This is a genomic window from Vibrio sp. R10-SG-ISO4 (assembly GCF_059834135.1).
This window is the reverse complement of record NZ_JCBDHJ010000002.1, coordinates 317,426-337,697: the sequence shown is the minus strand read 5'-3', so window position 1 is coordinate 337,697 and position 20,272 is coordinate 317,426. Positions and strand designations below refer to the sequence as shown.

The window sequence follows — 20,272 nt, the reverse complement described above, 5'->3', positions numbered from 1 at the left end:
AGCCGGTCACGACATTATGACCGGCAATTTTTATTGTCCATTAAACCGAGCGGTTCACGAGCATGGTCTTAATGTGACCAATCGCTTTCGTCGGATTTAACCCTTTCGGACAAACACTTACACAGTTCATGATGCCGTGGCAACGGAAAACGCTAAATGCGTCATCAAGATTTGATAAGCGTTCATCTGTCGCCGTATCGCGGCTGTCAATCAGCCAACGGTAAGCGGCAAGTAGGCCCGCAGGGCCTATAAATTTGTCAGGATTCCACCAGAAAGACGGACAGGATGTCGTACAACATGCGCACATAATACATTCGTACAATCCATCCAAATGGGCACGTTCATCAGGAGATTGTAGGTTCTCTCTTGATGGGGGAAGTGCGCCGTCGTCAATCAAGAATGGCTTAACTTTCGCATAGTTATCATAGAACTGCGTCATGTCAACGATTAGATCACGCACGACAGGCAATCCCGGCAGTGGACGGATGACAATCTTGTCACCTTGCAATGCCGACAGCGGTGTAATACAGGCTAATCCGTTTTTACCATTCATGTTCAGACCGTCAGATCCACAGACACCTTCACGGCATGAACGGCGAAATGCAATCGTAGGATCTTGCTCTTTCAGAAGAATCAGAGCATCCAACACCATCATGTCAGAGCCTTCGTCGACCTCTAGAGTGTAGTCCTTCATATAAGGTTTGCTGTCTACATCTGGGTTGTAGCGGTACAAAGAGAAGTTTAGTTTCATGATTCAATCCTCCCTTAGTATGTACGTACTTTCGGCGGGAATGCTTCACGATGAACAGGTGTCATGTTGACATCACGCTTGGTCATCGCTTCGGTTTCCGGGTTATAAATTGAGTGACATAGCCAGTTGTTATCATCACGCTCAGGGAAGTCAAAACGGGCATGCGCTCCACGACTTTCCGTACGGTAGTTCGCTGCAACGGCAGTGGAGAACGCCGTTTCCATGAGGTTGTCTAGCTCTAAACACTCGATACGCTGGGTGTTGAACTCAGAAGATTTGTCCGCAAGGTGTGCGTCTTTTAAACGCTCACGAATGACTTTAAGCTCTTCGAGACCCGTTGCCATCGCGTCGCCTTCACGGAAGACAGAGAAGCTGTTTTGCATACACGTTTGCAAATCTTTGCGGATCTGAACTGGGTCTTCACCACCTTTACTGTTCTCCCAACGCATAGTGCGCGCCAGAGAAGCTTCAATATCAGACTCTGTCGCTGGGCGTGCTTCTGCTTGAGCCGCCAAAGTCTCGCCAAGGTGTAGACCCGTCGCTCGACCAAAGACCACCAAATCAAGCAGCGAGTTACCCCCGAGACGGTTAGCACCGTGCACAGATACAGAGGCAATTTCACCACAAGCAAACAGACCTTGAACTTCAACATCGCTGCCATCTGCCAGCTGTTTGATCGCTTGACCGGACACTTGAGTTGGTACGCCACCCATCATGTAATGACAGGTCGGGATAACAGGGATAGGCTCTTTAACCGGATCGACGTGAGCAAAGGTTCTAGAAAGCTCACAAATGCCTGGTAGACGCGATTCAAGCACATCTTTACCCAAGTGATCCAACTTGAGTTTGATGTGTGGACCCCATGGACCGTCACAACCGCGACCTTCACGAATCTCAATCATCATTGAGCGCGCGACCACGTCACGACCTGCCAAGTCTTTCGCATTCGGCGCATAGCGCTCCATAAAGCGCTCACCATCTTTATTAAGAAGGTAACCACCTTCACCGCGACAACCTTCTGTAACCAGAACACCCGCGCCGGCAATACCAGTTGGGTGGAACTGCCACATTTCCATGTCTTGCATTGGCACACCAGCACGAAGCGCCATACCCACACCATCACCTGTGTTGATGTGTGCGTTAGTCGTTGAGGCATAAATACGCCCCGCACCACCTGTCGCAAGTACCGTAGCTTTAGATTTGAAGTAACAGATTTCACCCGTTTCCATGCAAATAGCGGTACAACCCATGATGGCGCCGTCTTGGTTTTTCACCAAATCAAGCGCGTACCACTCAGAGAAAATGGTGGTTTTGTGTTTGACGTTTTGCTGATACAGCGTGTGCAATAACGCGTGGCCCGTACGGTCAGCAGCAGCAGCAGTACGAGCGGCTTGTTCGCCACCAAACTCTTTCGACTGACCGCCGAAAGGACGTTGGTAAATGCTGCCATTGTCGAAACGAGAGAATGGCAGACCCATTTTCTCTAGTTCGATGACAGACTCTGGTCCGTTTTTACACATGTACTCAATTGCGTTTTGGTCGCCAATATAGTCCGACCCTTTAACGGTGTCGTACATGTGCCATTGCCAATCGTCTCTATGCGAGTTACCGAGCGCAACGGTAATACCGCCTTGCGCTGATACGGTATGAGAACGAGTTGGGAAGACTTTGGACAGCAAAGCACACGTCAGGCCTTGCTCTGAAATTTGCAGTGCAGCACGCATACCTGCACCACCAGCGCCGATTACTACGGCATCAAATTCACGAACTGGAATAGACACTTACGCACCCCACAATACAAATAGACCAGAGAAGAAATAACCCAATAGAATCGCGATCACACCCAACTGAAGCGCACCACGTAACTTGGCGCATTTGATGTAATCGGTCAGCACCTGCCACAAACCAATCCAACCGTGGATTAGGACAGACACGAGGGCGAGCATGGTGAATACTTTCGTAAACGTACCACCAAAGAACTGAGTCCAGGATATGTAAGAGATATCGGTGAAGGCACAAAAGCTCACCAGATAAATCGTATAGAGTGTCATGATGATGGCCGTAGCACGAATGAGTAAGAAATCGTGCACACCGTTACGACCAAAGGATGAGATGTGTTTTACCATACCATTACCCCCGCAAGTAGAGACAACACGGCTGTTGCTGCGAATGCAACCTTAGCGCTCATCGCGCCAGATTCCAGCTCTTCGAAATGACCCAAATCCATCAACAGGTGACGAATACCGCCTGCAATGTGATAGGCCAATGCCGTCAGAATGCCCCATAAGATGAACTTCACGAAGAAGCCATCGACGATGTCAGCGGCTTGCGCATAACCGACAGGGGATGATAAGGAAATGTTTAATAACCAAAGTAAAATCCCGACCGCGACAAACGTAATCACACCAGAGACCCGGTGTAAAATCGATGCGATTGCTGTGATCGGAAAGCGAATGGTCTGCAAATCTAAATTAACAGGTCTTGACTTTCTTTCTTTCACGGGCTTGCTCACTCAGCTCCATTGAGCATTTATTGTTATGGATGAAATTTGGTTGCAAACCCACAAAAGCTAACATTTATTTAACACCCAACAGGTTATATACCCCAACTGAATTGTAAAATAATTGTTAACAACAAGATTCGAAACGTCACCTCACATTTGTTTCAGACCTTGAATTTATTAGGTTTACACCAAAATTTACAGCGTCACTATACGGCTCGCAACATTCTAATACAATTGATGTAACAATTTTTGCTACACAGAACAGATTTTTAACCTTACAGCTTCAAAAAATCAAAACAAGTGCACACATCAGAGTAGAAGAATTGACTTTAATACGGAAGACACGTACAAAAATGTCACACAAACATCCTGGATGGATTAATAATAAACAAAGGAGATTGTTATGGCAGATAAGAAAGCGACCCTTCATGTCGAAGGTCAAGCGCCGATCGAGCTGCCAATTATGGAAGGTGCCCTAGGTACTCCTGTAATTGACGTTCGTAAACTTGGAGCAAATGGATTCTTTACTTTTGACCCTGGTTTTCTTGCCACTGCATCTTGTGAATCTCAAATCACCTACATCGACGGCGGCAAGGGTATTCTTTTGCACCGCGGTTACCCCATTGATCAGCTCGCTAACAACGCTGATTATCTAGAAGTATGTTACATACTTCTTTATGGTGAAGCCCCAACACGTGAACAATATGAGCAATTCAAAAAGACAGTAACCCGTCATACGATGGTTCATGAGCAAATCGCTAGCTTCTTCCACGGCTTTAGACGTGATGCTCACCCAATGGCCGTCATGTGTGGTGTGGTCGGCGCTCTTGCCGCCTTCTACCACGACTCACTGGACATCAACAACGACGAACATCGCGAAATCACAGCGTATCGTCTACTTTCGAAAATGCCAACATTGGCGGCCATGTGCTACAAATACTCGATTGGCCAGCCATTCATTTATCCACGGAATGATCTCAGCTACGCAGAGAACTTCCTACACATGATGTTCGCAAACCCTTGTGAAGAGTACGAAGTGAACCCTGTTGTCGCCCGTGCGATGGATAAGATCTTTACTCTGCACGCTGACCACGAACAAAATGCGTCAACCTCAACAGTGCGTCTTGCTGGTTCTTCTGGCGCGAACCCGTTTGCTTGTATCGCGGCAGGCATCGCCTCATTATGGGGCCCTGCGCATGGTGGTGCGAATGAAGCCTGTTTGAAGATGCTCGAAGAAATCGGCAGCGTTGACAACATCCCAGAGTACATTGAACGCGCGAAAGACAAAGACGACCCATTCCGTCTGATGGGCTTTGGTCACCGTGTTTACAAAAACTACGACCCGCGTGCAACCGTGATGCGTGAAACTTGTCACGACGTACTTAAAGAACTCAACATTCAAGACCCATTGCTCGATGTCGCGATGGAGCTAGAACGTATTGCGCTATCCGATGAGTACTTCGTTTCGAAGAAACTGTACCCGAACGTCGATTTCTACTCAGGCATCATTCTTAAAGCGATTGGGATTCCTGTCTCGATGTTTACTGTTATCTTTGCGCTTTCTCGTACTATTGGTTGGATCGCACACTGGAACGAAATGCACAGCGACCCACTCAACCGTATCGGCCGACCACGTCAGCTCTACACTGGTGAAGTGCAACGCGACTTTCAGCCTATTCATGAACGTGAATAGCCTGCCATAAGAAACACAAAGGGTTGAGATCGTCTCAACCCTTTTTTGTTTTTTTGAGTATTCGCGCCCAGTTATACTGGATTATCGATGTCGATAAATTCAACCTCTAAGCCGTGCTGCGCGGCTAACCACTCCCCTAGAGCTTTCACCCCATATCGCTCAGTCGCATGGTGACCCGCGCTAAAATAGTGAATACCCCGCTCTCGCGCTGTGTACGTCGTTCGCTCTGAAATCTCACCAGAAATAAACGCATCCAGACCTTGGTTGGCAGCCAGCTCAATGAAATCCTGACCACCTCCGGTACACCAGCCAATGGTTTCAATCACACTGTCGCCGCTTTCCGGCAGAATATGCAGTGGCGGGCGATTGAGTGCTGCATCAATCTTGTGTGCTAACTCAGCGCCTGTCATAGGACGCCTTAAACGACCAAACATGGCGACGGATTGAGGGTGCCCTTCCAGTCCACCTTCGACATCGATATCAAGTAACTTGGCAAGCTCAGCGTTGTTACCAAGCTCCGGATGAATATCAAGAGGTAAGTGGTAACCATACAAATTGATGTCATTTTTGATCAAGGTTCGAATGCGCTTTCCTTTCATCCCACGAATGGGCTCTGGCTCACCTTTCCAAAAATAACCATGATGGACGAGTAGCGCCTGCGCACCTCGCTCGACCGCTTGCTCAATCAGGGCTTGCGATGCGGTGACGCCCGTCACGACCTTAGTGATCTCAGCTGCGCCTTCCACTTGTAAGCCATTCGGCGCGTAATCTTTGATTTGCTCTGGCGATAACTTTTGATTGAGGATTGCTTCGAGTTGTAAGTGATTCATGACCACATTCCACATTATCGGTTGTTTGCTTAGCGGCCAGTGTATGTCAAGCTAGTCCGCAGTGACAACCAAGCCCTAAAGAAAGATGACACGATTCACCCGATTCTATCAATGGCTGACCGCAACGCCGCCCTTGTTTGAGCTCACCCCGCCGTTTTGCTCACTCGCGACCCTCGATCCTGCCCCTTTTGACTCGCAGCCCTATACTGGCAACGCACGTTTGGGGTTCGTCTATCAATATTTAGTTACTCAAGCCTTAAACAACAGCAAGCGCTATGACGTCGTGTTGGATGAATTGCAAATTCAAAGCCCAGAGGGAAGAACCTTGGGCGCGATTGATTTGATAGTTTATGACCACCAAGCCTCTCAGCATCAGCACTGGGAGCTGGCGATTAAGTTTTACTTACTCCACAACGGTCGATGGTATGGGCCCAATGCACACGATCAACTGGATAAAAAACTCGACAGAATGCTCAATCACCAACTATTGATGAGTCAAACGGCGGCGTTTGTTGAGCAATACCCACAATATCAACCACTGGAAAGTAAATTGTTACTCCAGGGCCGCCTCTACATCAATCCATTTCAGCCTGAGACCATTCCTAGCCACTGCCTAGGTTATGAGCTCAACCCGAATCAAATCAGTGGCTACTGGTGCTATGCAAGCCAATGGGAACAGATCAATAAGCCATTGTTCGCTTTGGATAAGCATCAATGGGCGGTGGGCAACGGCGAGGAGGGAGAGGTAGTGACGCTCGACTCAGAACGATTTGTCCATGCACAAACGCAAGACGGAGAGTTTTGGTTTATTGTTCCTGATACTTGGCCAAACTGACGTCAAACGCAGAGTGACTAAGACGCTCACAACCCGACAGCAAGTCGCTAAGTGAAAGACAACATTGGATATCATGTGGCATGATAATAAAGCAGCACAAACAAAAAAGGCTACCATAAAGTAGCCTAGTTTGGAGTCTCTCTGTGACTTAAACCGAGAGCGTCGCTATCATAGCCCTGCGTCAGCAAACACTTGATTCACGATCTGCTGCGCTTCCGCTTCAATCTGCTTAAGATGTTCAGCCCCTTTGAAACTCTCACAGTAAATCTTGTAGATGTCTTCCGTACCGGATGGACGAGCCGCGAACCAACCGTTATCGGTCGTGACTTTTAGACCGCCAATGGCCGCACCATTACCTGGCGCATGCGTCAAGCGAGCAGTGATAGGATCGCCCGCCAAGGTTTGCGCACTGACCATTTCCGCAGATAGCTTTTTCAACACGTCTTTCTGTGGCCCATTTGCGACCGCTTGAATTCGGTTGTATTGAGACTCGCCATGCTTTGCCGCCAACTCTTCGTAGTACTGCTGTGGATTCTTGCCGGTGACGGCAGTGATCTCAGCGGCAAGCAAACACAAGATGATGCCATCTTTATCTGTTGACCAAGGTGTCCCATCTTTACGTAAGAATGACGCGCCAGCACTCTCTTCGCCGCCAAAGCCAAACTTACCTTCATACAGGCCATCCACAAACCATTTGAAACCGACAGGTACTTCACACAGCTCACGTCCTAAATCCGCCACAACACGGTCAATCAAGGCGCTTGAGACCAAGGTCTTGCCCACGGCGACATCTTGTTCCCATCCTTCACGATGGCGGTAGAGGTAATCAATGCAGACAGCTAGGAAGTGGTTAGGATTCATAAGCCCTTTTGGCGTCACGATGCCGTGGCGATCGTAGTCAGGGTCGTTGCCAAACGCGAGATCATATTGATCTTTCAGCGCGAGCAGCCCCGCCATAGCGTACGGTGATGAGCAGTCCATACGAACCACACCGTCTTTGTCTAACGACATAAACTGGAACGAGGGATCAATCGCTTCGCTAACTAAAGTGAGGTTAAGGTTGTAAGTGGATGCGATTTGACGCCAGTAATCAATACCACTGCCACCGAGTGGATCAACGCCGAGGGTCAAATTCGCTTTTTGAATCGCTTCCATGTCAATCACATTGACTAGGTCGTCCACATACGGTTTCACCAAGTCGACTTCAGAAAACAGTTCAGAGGTTTTCGCTTCTGCCAACGGCATGCGCTTCACGCCTTGTAAACCCTCTGCGATCAACACGTTCGCGCGATCCTGAATGGCTTTGGTTAGGGCATCTTCTGCTGGGCCGCCATGCGTCGGGTTGTACTTAATTCCGCCATCTTGCGGTGGGTTGTGAGAAGGCGTGATCACAATACCGTCCGCTTTTTGCTCATGCTGGAGGTTGTAACTCAATATCGCATGAGAGACGCCAGGCGTCGGCGTGTAGCCGTTGTCTTGCTGCGCAATCACCTTGATGCCATTGGCAACAAGCACTTCAACCACCGTTGAGAACGCTGGCTCTGACAACGCGTGTGTGTCCTTACCGACAAACAATGGCCCGGTGGTGCCTTTCTCGGCACGCACTTCTGCGATGGCTTGGGCAATCGCCAAAATATGATGCTCGTTAAACGTAGATTTGTCTGCACTACCACGATGGCCTGACGTACCGAACTCCACTTTATGATCTGGGTTGCTCGCTTCAGGTTGAAGTAAAAAGTAGTTTGCCACTAAGGCAGGGATATTATGCAGATCTTGCTGCTGAGCCTTTTGTCCCGCTCTCGGGTGCATAGCCATGTCGACATCCTTTCTTAAATTGGGAAGAAAACAAAAAACCTCATAATACTTGAAGTTATTCGTGCATTATGAGGTTTAAATCCGATTTCTTTGACGGTGATTACAAGTTTCTAAATCGAGTTAATCACTTTCTCAATCAGATCGGCGGGGAAATTCATGCGAGCCATCAATTGCTCAACCATTTGGCGTTTACGGCTCGTGTTGTTGTTGGTGATCACCCAAAATGGCGTGCCAGGAATCGCCTTAGGCTTGGTCGTATTGCCACTTTCTAACAAGGTCGCTTCATTGTCAGCGAAATAGACACGTTTACGACCTTTCACTTGTGTTGCTTCTGAAAAACCAGTTGGGTCGATTCGATGAAGAGTAGAGAGTACTAGCATAAAGCGGTCAATCGCTTTCTTCAGCCCTGCAAACTCATCGGAAATCAGCAGTGAGCGCATCGCTTTGACGCTATCCACACGCTCTTCAAACACAGCGTCTTTACTGACAACCACGCCTTTCTTTGCTGTGGGCGTTGTTGCGAGCGACTCCGTTTGCTGGCGGTCAGCGTTTAGTAAACGACGGAGAATATCAGAAGCACTCTCCCCAATATGCTGGGTCTGACTTGCGATGTAACGGTATAGATCCTCATCAACCTCAATTGTTTTCATTCGCTTTTCACAATCTCTATGTTTAAACTCTTGGGGATTATAGCGAGATCTTCGCGCAGACTCTACGTTAAACCCACACGAATAAACAAAAAACGAAGTTTTAAAATGTCACCATTGCTCAACTACAAACTTGAAGGACAAGGACCCACCGTTGTTCTGCTTCATGGCTTATTTGGTAACTTGGACAATCTCGGTTTACTGGCGCGCGATCTGCGTGAAGACCACCAAGTGCTAAGTGTTGATCTTAGAAATCATGGCCAGTCTTTTCACAGCGACGAACACAATTACGATGTGTTGGCCAGTGATGTCCTGCGTTTGCTCGATCATTTGAGCATTGAAACCGCGATCGTCGTAGGGCACTCGATGGGCGGTAAAGTCGCCATGGCGCTGGCCGGATTGGCCCCAACTCGAGTACATAAGCTGATCGTGCTCGACATGGCGCCAGTGCGATATACACAAGCAAGACATGATAATGTCTTTAAAGGACTAGAAGCCGTACTCGCAGATCGGCCACAATCTCGTCAGCAAGCCCTATCCCTTCTAGCGCAGCACATTGACATCGGTGGCGTCAGGCAGTTTCTGAGCAAGTCGCTGTATAAAGAAGGCGATCATCTCGCGTGGCGCTTCAACGTAACGAGCCTAAAAAACAATTACTGGGATATTTTAGGCTGGCAATCCTTATCCCCAGTAGATGTCCCGACCCTCTTTCTCAAAGGAGGCGAATCGGATTACCTTACCGCCGAGCATCAACCAGCGGTTCAGGCGCAATTTCGCCACGCTAAAGCACACGTTATTGCCAATACAGGTCATTGGTTGCACGCAGAAAAGCCCGCTGAAGTATTGCGCGCGATTCGCAAGTTTATTGGCTAGCCATCGAATACGCGTTCAATCTCTCCTGACCGTTAACTTTACGAGTTAACAATGGTATAGTGCAGCGCAAGTAATTTGGCATAAGGGATTCCATGCTTTACGACTATATGAACATGCTTGAGTCGATAGGTCTCGACTTGCTTTTTGCGTCTATCTTTTTTCTCATCGGTATGGCGATAAAAGATGTACTCAAAGCGGGAAATGTCCCACCATTTGGTCGTCGAATTGTATGGTTAGTCCTATTCCTGGGCTGCGCTGGCTTTATTGCCAAAGGCATCATTCAGCTTAGCTGGGAAGGTGGTGGTCTGGGGTAACAGGCCAAACGCGGTTCGCCATTTGGCCCGCCACAACACGTAAAAGTAAAGGTAACGAATCTATGGCAAGTGTAGGTATCTTCTTTGGTAGCGACACAGGTAACACTGAAGCTGTTGCGAAGATGATTCAAAAGCAACTGGGTAAACAACTGGTTCACGTTCAAGATATTGCCAAAAGCAGTAAAGAAGACATTGATAGCTTCGATCTTCTGCTTTTGGGTATTCCTACTTGGTACTACGGTGAAGCACAATGTGACTGGGATGACTTTTTCCCAGAGCTAGAGCAAATCGATTTCTCGACCAAGTTAGTTGCGTTATTTGGTTGTGGCGATCAAGAAGATTACGCAGAGTACTTCTGCGACGCCATGGGCACAGTACGTGATATCGTTGAAGCAAAAGGCGGTACGATTCTCGGTTACACCTCAACCGATGGTTACGAGTTTGAAGCATCAAAAGCCCTAGTTGAGGGTGACGATAGCCAATTTGTCGGTTTGTGTATCGACGAAGATCGCCAACCAGAATTGACTGAAGACCGCGTTAACAACTGGTGTAAGCAAATCCATGAAGAGATGTGCTTAGCTGAGTTGGAAGACTAAGCTGACCTTTTAAAAAAACCTCCATCTTTGGAGGTTTTTTTGTACTTAATCCAGTCTGTTATGCCGATTGAGGCGCCTGTTCCTCATCCCTAAACTTCGGTTTTTTACGTACATACAACTTACGTTGTACTTCCGATACCACCATACCGTTGCTGTCTTTTACATGCGTAATGAACTCTGGAAAGCACTTGTCGCCCCCTGCGGTTTGAGTCAGGATATCATCAAGCATCTGCTGAGAAATCAAGAAATCGGCGTGCAAGTCACTTTGTCCCGGCTTGATGAAGTTGATGCTCGCTTCTTTGTCCCACACGTAATATTGCTTGCCCAAAATCCCCATCAGCATTAACGAATAGACGGGATCGGTCAGGGAAAAAATGCTGCCCCCATATTGGGTACGATTGGCATTCTTGTTCCACCAGCGTAACTTGAGCTTCATCTTCACCTCACGAAAGTCTTCACTGATCGACACAATACGAATCCCAGCCCCCCAAAACGGTGGCCAAATATTAAGGGCAAACTTCACAACACTGGGTTTATAGATCTTTTCAAGTAGCGTAGACATCCGTGAAATCCTAAACTGTTTACATTGCCAAAACGTTAACAAATTGTAACTCATTAGACCAGTACTATAAGTGACCGCTCGCTAGTTTATGATAAAACATGAGTAACCCTTTGAGATTCGGGTTTATTGTTATTAACGAGTACCCTATAATGATTGGAATATTGGATTCTGTTTAATGCCGCAGAACATCAACAGGAAAGTATATGTCAGATAACAACCAAGCGCTGAAGGATGCCGGTCTTAAAGTCACTCTTCCGCGACTCAAAATTTTAGAAGTATTACAGCAACCAGACTGCGCGCACATCAGTGCTGAAGATTTGTACAAGAAACTCATCGATCTGGGTGAAGAAATCGGTCTGGCTACTGTTTACCGCGTTTTAAACCAATTTGATGATGCTGGCATTGTGACCCGTCACCACTTTGAAGGTGGAAAATCAGTCTTCGAACTGAGCACTCAACACCATCACGACCACTTAGTGTGTCTAGACTGTGGTGAAGTGATTGAATTTTCAGACGAAATCATCGAAGAGCGTCAACGAGAGATCGCCTCTCTGTACAATGTCCAGCTGACCAACCACAGCTTGTACCTATACGGTAAGTGTGGCGATGGCAGTTGTAAAGACAACCCTGACGCGCACAAACCTAAAAAATAACAGTAGATCAGTGCAAAAGCTAACTAGGCACTGTCTCTTTTCTGCTGATTAAAAAAATGCCAGTCATCAAGACTGGCATTTTTTATCGCTCACTGGCGACTCTAATAGGATTCGTTGCGCTTACTGAGCTTCAATCTTAGCCCAAGTATCACGCAAGCCAACGGTACGGTTAAAGACCAACGCCTCTGGCTTAGAGTCTTTCGCGTCCGCGCAGAAATAGCCCATACGCTCGAACTGGTAACCTTTCTCCGCTTCAGCGTTGGCTAGGCTTGGCTCAACAAACCCATTCATCACCATCAGTGAATCAGGATTGATCGTCTCAGCAAAGTTGTCCGCTGCGGCTGGATTTGGCACAGTAAACAAGCGATCGTAAAGGCGAATTTCAGCCGGTAAGCCCTTATCTGCTGATACCCAGTGAATCACACCTTTCACTTTACGGCCATCCTCAGGATTTTTGCCGAGTGTTTGGTCGTCGTAGCTGCAGTAGATAGTGGTGATATTACCTTGCTCGTCTTTCTCGATACGCTCAGCCTTAATGACGTAAGCACCGCGAAGACGCACTTCTTTACCAAGAACTAAACGCTTGTACTTTTTGTTGGCTTCTTCACGGAAGTCTTCACGCTCAATCCAAACCTCACGAGTAAACGGCACTTGGCGCTCACCCATCTCAGGCTTGTTAGGGTGGTTGGCGACCGTTAATGTCTCTACGCGCTCTGCGTCAAAGTTTTCGATAACCACTTTAACAGGGTCCAGTACCGCCATCGCACGTGGTGCGTTTTCGTTCAGGTCATCACGAATACAAGACTCAAGCGAGCTCATTTCGATCATGTTGTCTTGTTTGGTCACACCAATGCGCTTACAAAACTCACGAATAGAGCCCGGCGTGAACCCTCGGCGACGCAAACCAGAGATGGTTGGCATACGAGGATCATCCCAGCCGCTCACCAACTTCTCAGTCACTAGTTGACTTAGCTTACGCTTAGACATGACTGTGTATTCAAGATTCAGACGACTGAACTCATACTGGTGTGGCTGACAGTCAATCGTGATGTTCTCTAGCACCCAGTCGTACAAACGTCGGTTATCTTGGAACTCCAACGTACACAAAGAGTGAGTGATCCCTTCAAGGGCATCAGAGATACAGTGTGTGAAGTCGTACATTGGGTAAATGCACCACTTGTCACCGGTCTGGTGGTGAGTTGCAAATCGAACGCGGTAAAGCACAGGATCACGCATCACCATAAACGACGAGGCCATATCGATTTTGGCGCGTAGACAAACCGTTCCCTCTTCAAAACCACCCGCACGCATTTTTTCAAATAGCGCGAGGTTCTCTTCAACACTGCGGTCACGATATGGGCTAGGTTTGCCCGGTTGAGTCAACGTACCACGGTACTCACGAATCTGCTCAGGACTTAGCTCTTCAACATACGCTAAGCCTTTGTTAATTAATTCAACCGCGTACTCGTAAAGCTTGTCAAAGTAGTTGGATGAGTAACAAATCTCACCATCCCACTCAAAGCCTAACCAGCTCACATCATTCTTAATCGACTCAACGTATTCGACGTCTTCTTTTTCTGGGTTCGTGTCATCAAAACGCAGATTACACTTGCCCTGATAGTCTTGAGCAATACCAAAGTTTAAGCAAATTGACTTAGCGTGACCGATATGAAGGTAGCCGTTTGGCTCCGGCGGAAAACGAGTATGCACGCTAGTGTGTTTACCATCCGCTAAATCTTTATCAATGATTTGGCGAATGAAATTCGATGGACGAGCTTCAGCTTCACTCATCTATAGCACCTCAATTGTTTTAGTATTGTTCAGAAAAATTTCTCTAAAGGGAAAAGTCCTTTAGGGCATATAGCGGGTAATGATCCACAATTCTAAGCGGATACACAACAAGAACAGGTCTTTTCTTGAGAAATAATGAGTGTTGATAAACGATGCCCGATAAAGCGCGCAGTTTTCAACCAACATAGCCCGGTCCAAACGAGATTTTGGGCCGCAAAAGAAAGAGCCTCCCAATGGGGAGGCTCCGTTTTAATTGTCTTTAGACTCGATTAAGAAGGCAGTTGCACTGGCGTCAGATCTTCATCGGCTGGAATGTTTTTCATTTCGCCGGCAATGATTTCCGCAAGTGGGCCAAGGATAACTTGAAGGTTGTTCGCGCCAAGTTTAACCACACCCATTGCTCCTAGGTTTTTCAACACTTTCTCATCAACAATGCTGGTATCTTTGATAGTCAGACGTAGACGAGTGATACAAGCGTCGATGTTAGTTAGGTTCTCATGGCCACCTAGTGCTTTTAGGTACTGTTTAGCCAACTCAGATGAGTTCTCAGAACCTGAAACTTCAGTAGCTTCGTCGTCTTCACGACCTGGTGTTTTTAGACCAAACTTCAGAATAACGGTACGGAACACTGCGTAGTAGAGACCGAAGAACACAAGACCTTGTACAATCAGCATGTACCACTTAACCGCCAGTGGGTTACGCGTTGATAGTACCATATCCACGAGACCAGCCGAGAAGCCGAAGCCTGCAATCCACTCCATTGATGCAGCGATATAAACAGAGATACCTGTTAGCAACGCGTGCAATACGTACAGTAGCGGAGCTAGGAACATGAATGAGAACTCTAGAGGCTCAGTCACACCTGTGAAGAAAGAAGCAAAGCCTGCTGCGATCATGATAGACGCGACTTTTTCTTTGTTCTTCGCTTTAGACGTGTGGTAAATCGCTAGCGCTGCACCAGGTAGACCAAACATCATGATTGGGAAGAAGCCCGCTTGGTACATACCCGTTACACCTGGGATTGCCGTACCTTCAGCGATGGATTTCGCACCACCTAGGAAGTTAGGAATATCGTTGATGCCCGCCACGTCGAACCAGAATACTGAGTTCAATGCGTGGTGTAGACCGACAGGGATAAGTAGACGGTTAAAGAATGCGTAGATACCAGCACCGACTTCGCCCAAACCTTGGATACCTTCACCAAAGCTCACTAGACCGCCGTATACTGATGGCCATACATACATCAATACGAACGATAGGAAGATACCTGCGAACGATGTCATGATAGGTACAAGACGCTTACCGGAGAAGAACGCGAGCGCTTTGTGCAGCTCAACATGTGAGAAGCGGTTGTAGATTTCTGCCGAAATGATACCCACTAGGATACCCACGAACTGGTTTTGAATACGACCGAATGCCGCAGGGACTTCGCTTGCATCAATACCTTGGATTTGAGCAACGGCACCTGGAGAAAGCAGTTTCGTCACTACGTACATCATGACGAGACCAGCCAGAGCAGCGGCACCGTCTTTGTCTTTAGATAAACCGTAAGCCACGCCCACAGCAAATAGCCATGACATGTTATCGATAATAGCGGCACCAGCCTGAATCAAGAAACCAGCAAGTGCGCTGTTTGCGCCCCAACCGTTTGGATCGATCCAGTATCCAACACCCATTAGTATTGCTGCAGCAGGTAGCGTGGCGACAGGCACCATTAACGCTTTACCTACTTTTTGGAAATAACCAAGAATATTCACCTTAAGTTCCCCCTATAGGATTTTTAATTGGTCGAGTAACTTTTTTTAGTTGCTCAATTTAGTCCTTGTCAGTTTATGATATTAATTTTGCTCCGCAAATTAAAAGCTCATCATTTGTGATCATAATCACCAGATACAGGGGTATTTCGAGGTTTTTGCTAGCCAGATCATAAAACTTATTTTACAATGCGAATAAATGAGATTTATCGGCTAGTATCAGTGCATAAGTCAGAGGCGGAAACATAGTAAAAACTCATGGATAACATGATGTTATTACGACATTTAAAGAGAAAGACAAACAGAAACTCGCCCTGACACTGTCTTAGGACAGAATTCAAAACTGAACCAAGTCAGCGTAAAATGACGCTTCGGCTGGTAAAGATATTTCGCGATCTAATTGAAGTTTTCAAATAAAGTTGTCGGATCAATTCATTGCTCTTCAGTTTGATCTATAAAAGAATGAGAAATGTGACCCTAACTCGTTGACGGGTCTATACCTATAAGGATTTGCTGACCATGTATGCGCTAACCAACTGCAAACTCTACACCGGCAGTGACGTTCTAACGAACCACGCTGTGATTGTGAACCAAGGGCTCATTGAGGCAGTTTGCCCCGAAGACACTCTGCCACAGACGATCAAAACCATCGACCTAAAAGGCGCAAACGTCAGTCCAGGTTTTATCGATCTGCAACTGAACGGGTGTGGCGGCGTAATGCTGAATGACGAAATCACAGCGCAGACTATGCAAATCATGCATCAAGCCAATTTAAAATCGGGCTGTACCAGTTACCTGCCGACTCTGATTACCTCTTCCGATGAAGACATGCGCTCCGCCGTCGCGGCGGCTCGCGAGTATCACGCTCAATATCAAAACCAATCTCTCGGTCTTCACCTTGAAGGGCCTTATCTCAACGTAGCGAAAAAAGGCATTCATAGTGTCGACTATATTCGCCCTTCCGATGACAGCATGATTGACTTTATGTGTGACAACGCCGATGTCATCGCTAAAGTCACACTCGCGCCAGAGCACAATGACGCCGCTCATATTGAACGCTTAAGTGCAGCCGGCATCGTGGTCTCGATTGGTCACACGAATGCCACCTATGCACAAGCTCGTCAAAGCTTCGATTCAGGGGTGACGTTTGCCACTCACCTCTTCAATGCCATGACCCCAATGGTTGGCCGAGAGCCAGGGGTGGTCGGTGCGATTTATGACACGCCAGATGTTTACGCGGGCATCATTGCAGACGGCTTCCACGTCGATTACGCCAACATCCGAATTGCGCACAAAATTAAGGGTGAAAAATTAGTATTAGTGACCGATGCCACAGCTCCTGCAGGCGCTGACATGGATTACTTTATTTTTGTAGGTAAGAAAGTATATTACCGGGATGGCAAGTGTGTCGATGAACATGGCACACTAGGCGGTTCAGCCTTAACCATGATTGAAGCAGTTCAAAACACGGTTGAGCACGTCGGTATCGCTCTGGACGAAGCCCTTCGCATGGCAACCCTTTACCCTGCGAAAGCAATCGGTGTAGACAATAAACTGGGTCGAATTAAAAAAGGCTTAGTGGCAAACCTCACCGTATTCGACCGCGACTTCAACGTCCAGGCGACGGTAGTAAACGGACAATACGAGCAGAATTGAGAATGAATGGCGGACAAATAGGTAACGTAGATCTAGTAAAGCAGCTCAACAGCGCAGCAGTGTATCGGCTGATTGACCAACAAGGGCCAATCTCTCGCATCCAGGTGGCCGATGTCAGTCAGCTCGCGCCCGCCAGTGTTACCAAAATCACCCGCCAACTCTTAGAACGTGGTTTGATTAAAGAAGTCGCTCAGCAAGCCTCAACCGGAGGACGCCGTGCGATTTCTCTTACCACAGAAGTGGAGCCCTTCCACTCTGTGGCTGTCCGTATCGGCCGAGACTATTTGCAATTTAGCCTCTATGATCTCGGCGCTAAAGAGCTCGCTAGCGATTATCAAGAGTTTTATTACACCACCCAAGACGAACTGGCAGAAGGTTTGGAGTCTCAACTTAAAGCCTTTATCCAAAGTCAGCAAAGCCACATCAATCAGTTGATCGCCATCGGTATATCCTTACCCGGTCTCGTCAATCCTGAAACCGGTGTGGTCGAGTACATGCCGAATATTTCAATCAACAACTTTACCCTAGCAGAGATGATTCGCGATCGTTTCCACGTCGAATGCTTTGTCGGTAACGATGTCAGAGGGATGGCGCTGGCTGAGCACTACTTTGGCGCCAGCCAAGATTGCCAAGACTCAATTTTAGTCAGCGTACACAGAGGAACGGGCGCGGGCATCATCGTCAATGGACAAGTGTTCCTTGGCTTCAACCGCAACGTTGGCGAAATTGGCCACATTCAAATCGATCCTCTCGGGGAGCAGTGCCAATGCGGGAACTTTGGCTGCCTCGAAACGGTGGCGGCAAACCCTGCCATTGTCGAGCGCGTCAACAAACTTATCAAACAAGGGTATGAGTCAACGTTAACCACACTCGACAGCATCACTATTGCGGATGTCTGTGAACACGCCAACTTAGGCGATGAGCTGGCAAAACAGAGCTTGGTTCGAGTCGGCAACCAGTTAGGTAAAGCGATCGCCATTACGATTAACTTGTTTAACCCGCAAAAAATCGTGATTGCCGGTCAAATCACCCAGTGTGAAGAGATCCTCTTCCCAGCCATTCGCCGCAATGTTGAAAATCAATCCCTCACGACCTTCCATAAAGATTTGCCTATCGTGGCGTCACAGATTGATAAGCAACCGACATTAGGCGCCTTTTCAATGATCAAGCGTGCTATGCTGAACGGTGTTTTGTTACAAAAATTGTTAGAAGATTAACGTCTTATCACTTGAAGTTAGATAGAATACCGGGCTACTAGACGTAGCCCGTTTTTATAGGATTATTTACACCGCTATGGAACTCGTACTGATATCCGCCGCGTTTCTCGCCGGCTTTCTCGCGCTCAAGTGTAACCTGCCTCCCTTGGTAGGCTTTCTGCTGGCTGGTTTTGGCCTGCACGCCTTGGGGTTTGAATCGAATGACACCTTGGTGCTGCTGGCCGATCTGGGTGTCACGCTGCTACTGTTTACCATCGGACTTAAGCTCGACATCAAAACCTTACTCTCCAAAGAAATTTGGGCCGGCGCAACACTGCACAATCTTTTGTCTACCGCGATTTTTTCTGTTGCGCTTTTTTGCTTTAAATTTCTTGGGATCAGTTCACTGGCGAGCATGGAAGTGGAGCAAATTGTCCTGCTGAGCTTTGCACTCTCCTTCTCAAGTACCGTATTTGCAGTGAAATCATTGCAAGAGAAAGGGGAAATGAACGCGACCTATGGCACCTTGGCCATCGGTATTTTGATCATGCAAGATATCTTTGCCGTGGTGTTTCTCACCGCTTCAACCGGCAAGCTGCCTGAATGGTATGCCGTAGCACTGTTTGCCTTACCGCTGCTTCGCCCCCTATTCTATAAGGTTCTAGATTGGGTTGGCCACGGCGAAATGCTGGTTCTGTTCGGCATCTTCTTTGCGCTAGTGGTGGGCGCGGGGCTGTTCGAACTGGTGGGCATGAAGCCTGATTTAGGGGCGCTGATCTTAGGAATGCTACTGGCAGGTCATGCCAAAGCGTCTGAGTTAGCAAAGTCCCTATTTAACCTCAAAGAGCTGTTTTTGGTCTGCTTTTTCCTCAACATTGGTCTGTCTGAGCAGCCAACACTAGCCGGATTTGCTCTAGCTATCCTCTTCTTGCTGTTGCTGCCGTTAAAAGGCGCGCTCTATTTCATTATCATCAACGCCTTTAAATTCCGCGTCCGCACTTCTCTACTCGCCTCGCTCTGTTTGTTTAACTTCAGTGAGTTCGGCCTTATCGTCGGCGGCCTTGCATTTAAAATGGGTTGGATGAGCGGCGATATCCTGGTGGCGCTTGCCCTTGCGGTCTCCATCTCTTTTGTGATTGCGGCACCTATCAACCGCTACGGCCATGCCCTCTATCAACGCTCAAGCCGCTGGCTCAAGGAGCACGCCGCAGAATCGCTGCATAGTCGAGACCAGCGCATTAATCCTGGCCATGCTCAAGTTCTGATTTTAGGCATGGGTCGAATTGGCACCGGTGCCTATGATGAGATTCGAGCTCGTTACGGCAAGATCAGTCTGGGTATCGAGGTGCGTGAAGATGCCGCTCGCCAGCACAAAGCGCAAGGGCGTAACGTGATCGCCGGAGACGCAACCGACCCCGATTTTTGGGAGCGTATTTTAGACACCGCCAACGTCAAACTCGTGCTACTGGCAATGCCGCATCACCAAGGAAATCAGATCGCGCTGCAACAGTTACAACAACGCCACTTTAAAGGGCAGATCGCGGCAATTGCCGAGTATTCAGATCAATTGGATGCTCTCGTTGAGCAAGGCGTCGATGCCGCCTTTAACATATACAACGAAGCAGGTAGCGGTTTTGCGCGCCATGTGTGTGAGCAGCTAAAACCGCAATTTAGCTCTATCCGCTAGCACGCTTGCTCATCAAGGTGACAGGCTACCTCTCGAGGTATCCTTTTTCATTTTGAACAAAAAACAGCCAAAACCTAGATCTCATTTACAATAACCACCATTTAATTAGATATTTT

Annotated in this window: 19 protein-coding genes; 9 read left to right on the top strand and 10 right to left on the bottom strand. The window is 47.8% G+C overall.

Annotated elements, in window-relative coordinates:
* Window positions 1-40: 40 nt before the first annotated feature.
* The 4 genes from AC6R03_RS02505 to sdhC are packed head-to-tail and all read right to left on the bottom strand — an operon-like array spanning window position 41 to window position 3,263.
* Window positions 41-751, bottom strand: a complete 711-nt coding sequence (locus AC6R03_RS02505) for a succinate dehydrogenase iron-sulfur subunit (RefSeq protein WP_334555202.1) — start codon at window positions 749-751, stop codon at window positions 41-43.
* Between the two features lie 14 nt (window positions 752-765).
* On the bottom strand, window positions 766-2,532 hold the full coding sequence (gene sdhA, locus AC6R03_RS02500; protein ID WP_500630658.1) for a succinate dehydrogenase flavoprotein subunit: 1,767 nt from the start codon (window positions 2,530-2,532) through the stop codon (window positions 766-768).
* Window positions 2,533-2,877, bottom strand: coding sequence for a succinate dehydrogenase, hydrophobic membrane anchor protein (gene sdhD, locus AC6R03_RS02495; RefSeq protein ID WP_334555200.1), 345 nt, complete (start codon window positions 2,875-2,877; stop codon window positions 2,533-2,535). It lies immediately after the preceding gene.
* Window positions 2,871-3,263, bottom strand: a complete 393-nt coding sequence (sdhC, locus tag AC6R03_RS02490) for a succinate dehydrogenase cytochrome b556 subunit (RefSeq protein ID WP_334555199.1) — start codon at window positions 3,261-3,263, stop codon at window positions 2,871-2,873. Before sdhC ends, sdhD begins: the two co-directional genes overlap by 7 nt.
* A 394-nt stretch (window positions 3,264-3,657) precedes the next feature.
* On the opposite strand from sdhC, the gene AC6R03_RS02485 reads away from it, so the two are divergent.
* A complete protein-coding gene (locus tag AC6R03_RS02485) occupies window positions 3,658-4,947 on the top strand; it encodes a citrate synthase (RefSeq protein ID WP_500630659.1) in 1,290 nt (429 codons plus the stop codon).
* A gap of 71 nt (window positions 4,948-5,018) precedes the next feature.
* On the opposite strand, the gene AC6R03_RS02480 is transcribed toward AC6R03_RS02485, so the two are convergent.
* Window positions 5,019-5,777, bottom strand: a complete 759-nt coding sequence (locus AC6R03_RS02480; protein ID WP_487903179.1) for a Nif3-like dinuclear metal center hexameric protein — start codon at window positions 5,775-5,777, stop codon at window positions 5,019-5,021.
* Window positions 5,778-5,862: 85 nt separating this feature from the next.
* On the opposite strand from AC6R03_RS02480, the gene AC6R03_RS02475 reads away from it, so the two are divergent.
* Window positions 5,863-6,612 carry a DUF1853 family protein gene (locus AC6R03_RS02475; protein WP_500630660.1) on the top strand — a complete coding sequence of 250 codons (750 nt, stop codon included), beginning with the start codon at window positions 5,863-5,865 and terminating at the stop codon, window positions 6,610-6,612.
* A 168-nt stretch (window positions 6,613-6,780) separates the two neighbouring features.
* Here AC6R03_RS02475 and pgm read toward each other — a convergent pair whose 3' ends face one another.
* Window positions 6,781-8,427 carry a phosphoglucomutase (alpha-D-glucose-1,6-bisphosphate-dependent) gene (gene pgm / locus AC6R03_RS02470; RefSeq protein WP_500626423.1) on the bottom strand — a complete coding sequence of 549 codons (1,647 nt, stop codon included), beginning with the start codon at window positions 8,425-8,427 and terminating at the stop codon, window positions 6,781-6,783.
* A gap of 110 nt (window positions 8,428-8,537) precedes the next feature.
* Entirely contained in the window at window positions 8,538-9,077 is a 540-nt protein-coding gene (gene seqA, locus AC6R03_RS02465; protein WP_334555194.1) for a replication initiation negative regulator SeqA, read from the bottom strand.
* A 105-nt stretch (window positions 9,078-9,182) separates the two neighbouring features.
* Between seqA and AC6R03_RS02460 the strand changes: the two genes are divergently transcribed.
* From AC6R03_RS02460 to fldA, 3 genes are all read left to right on the top strand, one after another.
* Window positions 9,183-9,947 carry an alpha/beta fold hydrolase gene (locus AC6R03_RS02460; protein WP_500630661.1) on the top strand — a complete coding sequence of 255 codons (765 nt, stop codon included), beginning with the start codon at window positions 9,183-9,185 and terminating at the stop codon, window positions 9,945-9,947.
* A 92-nt stretch (window positions 9,948-10,039) separates the two neighbouring features.
* Entirely contained in the window at window positions 10,040-10,261 is a 222-nt protein-coding gene (locus AC6R03_RS02455) for a DUF2788 domain-containing protein (protein WP_053440537.1), read from the top strand.
* 62 nt (window positions 10,262-10,323) lie between these two features.
* A complete protein-coding gene (fldA, locus tag AC6R03_RS02450) occupies window positions 10,324-10,857 on the top strand; it encodes a flavodoxin FldA (RefSeq protein WP_500626425.1) in 534 nt (177 codons plus the stop codon).
* A gap of 58 nt (window positions 10,858-10,915) precedes the next feature.
* On the opposite strand, the gene AC6R03_RS02445 is transcribed toward fldA, so the two are convergent.
* Window positions 10,916-11,419, bottom strand: coding sequence for a DUF4442 domain-containing protein (locus tag AC6R03_RS02445; protein ID WP_334555191.1), 504 nt, complete (start codon window positions 11,417-11,419; stop codon window positions 10,916-10,918).
* 203 nt (window positions 11,420-11,622) lie between these two features.
* Here AC6R03_RS02445 and fcrX point away from each other — a divergent pair, with 203 nt between their 5' ends.
* The gene (gene fcrX / locus AC6R03_RS02440; protein ID WP_334555190.1) at window positions 11,623-12,072 is read left to right on the top strand and encodes a ferric iron uptake transcriptional regulator FcrX; all 450 of its coding nucleotides are present in this window, start codon (window positions 11,623-11,625) and stop codon (window positions 12,070-12,072) included.
* Between the two features lie 120 nt (window positions 12,073-12,192).
* On the opposite strand, the gene glnS is transcribed toward fcrX, so the two are convergent.
* Together glnS and nagE are read right to left on the bottom strand one after the other, a co-directional pair.
* Window positions 12,193-13,863 (bottom strand): glutamine--tRNA ligase, encoded by a 1,671-nt coding sequence (gene glnS / locus AC6R03_RS02435; protein ID WP_500630662.1) that lies wholly within the window; start codon window positions 13,861-13,863, stop codon window positions 12,193-12,195.
* 269 nt (window positions 13,864-14,132) lie between these two features.
* Window positions 14,133-15,620 (bottom strand): N-acetylglucosamine-specific PTS transporter subunit IIBC, encoded by a 1,488-nt coding sequence (gene nagE / locus AC6R03_RS02430; protein ID WP_487903173.1) that lies wholly within the window; start codon window positions 15,618-15,620, stop codon window positions 14,133-14,135.
* Between the two features lie 516 nt (window positions 15,621-16,136).
* On the opposite strand from nagE, the gene nagA reads away from it, so the two are divergent.
* The 3 genes from nagA (at window position 16,137) to AC6R03_RS02415 (ending at window position 20,156) form a co-directional block, all read left to right on the top strand.
* Window positions 16,137-17,273, top strand: coding sequence for an N-acetylglucosamine-6-phosphate deacetylase (gene nagA, locus AC6R03_RS02425; RefSeq protein ID WP_500630663.1), 1,137 nt, complete (start codon window positions 16,137-16,139; stop codon window positions 17,271-17,273).
* Between the two features lie 2 nt (window positions 17,274-17,275).
* On the top strand, window positions 17,276-18,490 hold the full coding sequence (gene nagC, locus AC6R03_RS02420) for a DNA-binding transcriptional regulator NagC (protein ID WP_334555186.1): 1,215 nt from the start codon (window positions 17,276-17,278) through the stop codon (window positions 18,488-18,490).
* A 76-nt stretch (window positions 18,491-18,566) separates the two neighbouring features.
* Entirely contained in the window at window positions 18,567-20,156 is a 1,590-nt protein-coding gene (locus tag AC6R03_RS02415) for a cation:proton antiporter domain-containing protein (RefSeq protein ID WP_500630664.1), read from the top strand.
* Window positions 20,157-20,272 lie beyond the last annotated feature (116 nt).